Source organism: Nostoc sp. UCD121 (assembly GCF_014222285.1).
In the GTDB taxonomy this organism is placed as follows: Bacteria; Cyanobacteriota; Cyanobacteriia; order Cyanobacteriales; family Nostocaceae; genus Nostoc.
In genome coordinates this window covers 1-4,470 of the sequence record NZ_JACKZS010000357.1, presented here as the reverse complement: position 1 = coordinate 4,470, position 4,470 = coordinate 1, and the positions used below count along the sequence as shown (strand labels likewise).

Genomic DNA, 4,470 nt, shown 5'->3' with positions numbered 1-4,470 from the left:
CATCTGAGACACGAATGGTACGCTTGTACATCTGCAACACTTGCGGGTTAGGCAGTTTGCAACTGCTGTCGTAATTCTTACCGGGGTTTCGTCATCAATGGGTAAGCTTTTGGGCGACGTTTGCGAACTTGGGGTTCGCTTCTAACGGGGCGGTTACGAATTTTCAAATCTAATATAAATTTAATAGAAAAGTTAATATTCCACTCACAAAACTATTAAAAAGGTATTAACTTTATAGATTGCTATTACTAAAAATAAAACTTATTCTGGTATCAAAGGTGATTAAAAAAATCACTTTTAACACTTCCAACCCAACATAGGAGTTCAAAAATGCCACATTTACCTAATGGTGATACTACAAAATCCAATGGAAAAATTGCAGCAGTAAAAATAACGGGAACTAATACTAATCAATATGGAGTTGGGGCAACAGCTACAGTCAAATATCAAGTCAAGAATGACAATAACCAATATGTAGATGAGCGTAAAACTGTGAATATAAATCCTCAAACAAACCAAGAGGTAAGATCACCAAACAAAAGTGATTTCTCAGTTACCAATAATTCAGGTGGAACAATTAATTATGAATGGATATTGACTTAGAAGTAGCGAATTGCCAGTAACTAACTGCCAGATGGAAAATCAAATTTTTTCCAGATTCTAAAAACCACAAATACACAGAGGAACAAGTAATGTCAGACTATTCAATAAAAGTAACCAACAAGAGTGGCGCACCACAAAAAATAGCGATCTACCAACAATATCCTGACGTAGTAGCCGGTTTACCACTTGTGTGGATTCTCAAAAACGTCAATAAGGGTAACGACACGACTTTCTCCTGGTCTGTCACTTGGGCTTTAAACTGGGGAACGAGTGACGATGTTCTCGCGCCAGGCGTAAAGTGGAAGTCAGGGGGGCCATTACAAAGTATGAACCCGGCTACACAGGGGGGTAATAACGAAATGGGGATTACGTATTCAAATGGCGAATTTTCAACTAACCCTGAAGCATTTAACAATTCTAATGTTAAGCCAGGTGATATGCTAGTCACGACCGATACATCGTTTACGGTTGCAGATGCAAAACTTATGAGTATCGCCGCGTACATGAATGGACTTCCAGCACTTGCAGTTCAAGGAAAACCAAATGGAAAGTATAATTTCCATACTCATCCACAGTATTGGATTTGTACGACTGATTCGGATCAAAGTGTTGCTATTTCGGATGACTTCGTAACTAACCCGATAAATGTTACGTTTGCTAGTGGCGTAACATCTCTTTCATATGAGTTAAACGATGAATTAATATTTGTGCCGGTTGTGCCGACGGCGTAGCCATCTATTTTCCTGAAATGGCTATTGAGCCAAAGTTATTGCTATCAAGCTAGTCTGCCATTTGAATGGTGGGCTGGCTTGATAGGTGCAAATTGAAAAAGTTGATTTTCTCAATAAACGGCTACTATGAGATTGACACTCTCGCCGTCAAGTTTCTAACTTCGCTGTGACTATGGAATATTCATTAACAATACACAACTCCAGTGGAGCCGACCAAAATATTGCTCTATTTCAAGCTGATGCTCTAAAATCGGGATTTCCTCTCATCTGGTTGAGTAAAAAAATTTCTAATGACAACCATCATACTTTCGATTGGTCCATTATTTGGGGGCTGGGTTATGGCAGTACCTCACAACCTCTTGATGTAGGTGTATCGTATGTATCTCAGAAGATGATGCAAGTCAGACCGAATGATGCAAGTGGAGTCAATGAGATTCATATAAAATACGATGATCAGAATTTTACTTTCAGTGAACCATACTATAATGACAAGATAGAAAGTGGAGTTATGCAAATAATTACAGATACAAGTTTTACAGTGGAAGACTCATTAAAGATGAGTGTTGCAGTTTATATGAAAAATAAACCAATACTGGTATCCCAAGGAAGACCAAATTATCAGTATCAGTTCTACACAAACACGATTTATTACCTTACCGTGACCGATATTCCAGAAGGAAGCGTATTACCGGTTTTCACATCAAGCAACTCTAGTATGATGAAATTTATCAGTCAACCGAATAGCGCAATAAGTAAACCGACAAAAGTAAATTTCTCTGCTAGTAAAAATGAGCTAAGATATAATTTAAATAATCTTTTAGTGTTTGAGTGTGATAGCTAATCTTGTCGTGTGATCGCTTTTCTATTTTTTGAATGATAGCCGATATTGTAGACGTAAATGGTCTGGTTCATAGCGAAAAATACTTCTTTCCCACAAGCGTTACATCCACATAGGAAACGGATTTAATCCTTCTTCCGTTAAAGCCTCTTTTAACCATCCCATCTTAACAGGAACATCATACAATCTTCCTGCCCCTAAACGCTTCCACATATGACGCATTCCGGGAACTATAACTTTAGCCACCCTTAACCCAATATCAGGACGAGTTTGGTCTAAAACTAACATTTCCATCCCTTTTTCTTCAACAATTCGTTGACACAATTTTACATCAGCTAATAAATCATCACTCGCTAATTGTGCATAATCACTACTTTTTTTCCGCATTATTTGACTATCGGGAACTAAATAAGAGTGATTGCCTAACCTCGTTGTTTGCCACCATTTTAACGCCAAAGTATCAGCAGAAGGAGGATAAATCGTTGTCCCATCTTCCTCAAACGATAACACGTTAGGCAAAATTTGATTAACCTCCGTTAACGCCCGACTAATAGCAATTTTCGTGTCAAAATGCGCCCCATATCCTAAGATAATATCTTCTACTTCTCTATCTTTTCTCGGACTAATCGCTGCAAAACAAGGAATATTCAAATCACTAGTAATATCTAACACCCACAAATCCCGATTCAAATGCTCATAATATTGCTTTAATTGAACAAAATACGGCTCATCAAAACTTTCCAAATCCACAGAAGGTTTTACTAACTTATTATACCACCATAACGCCACACAATCCCGTTCTACTAACTCCATAAACCCTTGTAAAATGGCTTCCTCTATCGTATTTCCAGCCGCACAACCATTAGAATCAGCCCAACAATCTAAGGGTTCAGATTGAGGATAACCATAATAACAATATCCTGTCGGTAAATATTTAAAAACTTGCTCAGTTAAAGACCATACAGGAGTCCAATCAATGATTCTCGTTTCATCAAAATGTTCAGGTACTTTTTGAAACCATCCTTTAGAGTTTGCATTCCATTGTTCTCGATTTTGATATTGTTTTTCACTAAAGCCCATACATTGATTCGGATGAATCGCTTTATTTTCTAACTGTTGATAACTTGCTTTTTCTCTGATTTCATCTCCTTGAAACACCCCAGAATAACGCTCAATTGCTTCACACAAACCACTTGCTCTTGCTTGACTATCTGTGCGGCCTTTTCCTGCACTTCTTCCCCCCATATTTTGTCGTAAACTAGCTAAATCATCAAACACACTGCGAAAATGATGTTTAGCAAGATAGGTATGAATTAATCCATGACTAGGAATTTTGACTAATTCTCGTACAATTCCGGTAATAGGACTAATATGATGTTGATATTTTGTCAATGTTTCTTCAGGAGAACAAAAACGGTGTCCTCCATCCCTCGTAAACCCTTTTTTACGATGTCCTAAAGCTATCGGTAAAGGAGTTTGATTAAAGACTTGTCCACAACTGAGACATTGAGGACGTTTAACCAAAATATGGTCTTGAGTTTGTAAAGTTAGGGTATCATAAGTAGTTAGTTTTCCTTCTATTTGAGGATTGCCTTTTTGGATAATCCATTTAAACACTTCTGTTGCAGCTTGAGTTAAAGTAGTTTGTATTGTTGCCTCAGAAAAACCAAGAGGAGAAGTTAAAAGTTCTCTTTGATTAACTTTTTTTTGGTCAAATTCTTTTTGATTAGCTTTTATTTCCTCAGATTCTTTATTGCTAACGTCTCTACTATTAATTTCTCTTGGGTTAATTTCTAATTGTTCAATTTCTATCTTCTTAATGTTTTTCTGAGCAACTTCTATTTGGTTTATTTTTGTTTTATTAGCTTCTAGATTCTCAAGTTTTATCTGATTCTTCTGTCTATAAATAAACTCTTCAATGGGTTGATTATCTCGCCAACGTTGAGCAAAACAATACCAGCAACCTGTTTTATGAGGATTGAATAAGGGACCAATCCAGCCAATCGTTCCTAATGGTTTAATTAACATCCAAGGGATTTTAGATTGTAATGCTTGTTGATTAAACTCCTCTAAATTTGGGTACAAATAATTATCCGTTAAAATAATCGTTAAATCCCCTTCATCCGCAATTTTAATGTGAAAAGATTTTAATATTGAGATAAACTCTTCTAACCTGACTGCTGCTATAGATCCTAATGTTTTAACAGCAACTTTAGTTGATTGTAATTCATGATAAGCTTGGGACTGAGAAATATTGAGATGATGACAAAAAATTGCTAAATTAGAGGGTAATAACTC

The 4,470-nt window shown here is 36.6% G+C and carries 4 protein-coding genes; 3 read left to right on the top strand and 1 reads right to left on the bottom strand.

The window, feature by feature from the left end; genetic code table 11:
• Window positions 1-330: 330 nt before the first annotated feature.
• The 3 genes from GNF10_RS35420 (at window position 331) to GNF10_RS35410 (ending at window position 2,175) form a co-directional block, all read left to right on the top strand.
• Window positions 331-603: a hypothetical protein gene (locus GNF10_RS35420; protein ID WP_185588018.1), complete on the top strand. Its 273-nt coding sequence runs from the start codon at window positions 331-333 to the stop codon at window positions 601-603.
• An 89-nt stretch (window positions 604-692) separates the two neighbouring features.
• Entirely contained in the window at window positions 693-1,334 is a 642-nt protein-coding gene (locus tag GNF10_RS35415; protein WP_185588020.1) for a hypothetical protein, read from the top strand.
• A 172-nt stretch (window positions 1,335-1,506) separates the two neighbouring features.
• Window positions 1,507-2,175 carry a hypothetical protein gene (locus GNF10_RS35410; RefSeq protein WP_185588023.1) on the top strand — a complete coding sequence of 223 codons (669 nt, stop codon included), beginning with the start codon at window positions 1,507-1,509 and terminating at the stop codon, window positions 2,173-2,175.
• 99 nt (window positions 2,176-2,274) lie between these two features.
• Here GNF10_RS35410 and GNF10_RS35405 read toward each other — a convergent pair.
• The coding region (locus GNF10_RS35405; RefSeq protein ID WP_260446380.1) for a TOMM precursor leader peptide-binding protein at window positions 2,275-4,470 on the bottom strand (2,196 nt) is incomplete at its 5' end.

What these genes read in the sequence shown, in the direction of transcription:
- GNF10_RS35420 (WP_185588018.1), top strand. Translation starts at nt 331, where the DNA reads ATGCCACATTTACCTAATGGTGATACTACAAAATCCAATGGAAAAATT.
- GNF10_RS35415 (WP_185588020.1), top strand. Translation starts at nt 693, where the DNA reads ATGTCAGACTATTCAATAAAAGTAACCAACAAGAGTGGCGCACCACAA.
- GNF10_RS35410 (WP_185588023.1), top strand. Translation starts at nt 1,507, where the DNA reads ATGGAATATTCATTAACAATACACAACTCCAGTGGAGCCGACCAAAAT.